This is a genomic window from Arthrobacter pascens, from assembly GCF_017052465.1.
Lineage (GTDB): Bacteria > Actinomycetota > Actinomycetes > Actinomycetales > Micrococcaceae > Arthrobacter > Arthrobacter pascens.
This window is the reverse complement of sequence record NZ_JAFHKT010000100.1, coordinates 1-283: the sequence shown is the minus strand read 5'-3', so window position 1 is coordinate 283 and position 283 is coordinate 1. Positions and strand designations below refer to the sequence as shown.

At 65.7% G+C, this 283-nt stretch carries 1 protein-coding gene; it reads left to right on the top strand.

Features of this window, described 5'->3' with window-relative positions; all coding sequences use genetic code 11:
- The coding region (locus JYA52_RS02095; protein WP_205651495.1) for an HNH endonuclease signature motif containing protein at positions 1–283 on the top strand (283 nt) is incomplete at both ends.

The window sequence follows — 283 nt, the reverse complement described above, 5'->3', positions numbered from 1 at the left end:
GCAGCGAAGGACGCATCCTCGACATCGGCCGCACCACCCGCATCTTCCCGCCCCACATCCGCAAAGCCCTCACCGCCCGCGACCAAGGCTGCGCCTTCCCCAACTGCACCATCCCCGCCCCCTGGTGCGAAGCCCACCACATCACCTACTGGTCACACGGCGGCACCACCGGCACCGACAACGGCACCCTCCTGTGCTCCCATCACCACCACCTCATCCACAAAGAACAATGGACCATCCACATGCGATCCGGCGTCCCCTGGTTCATCCCGCCACCGCACAT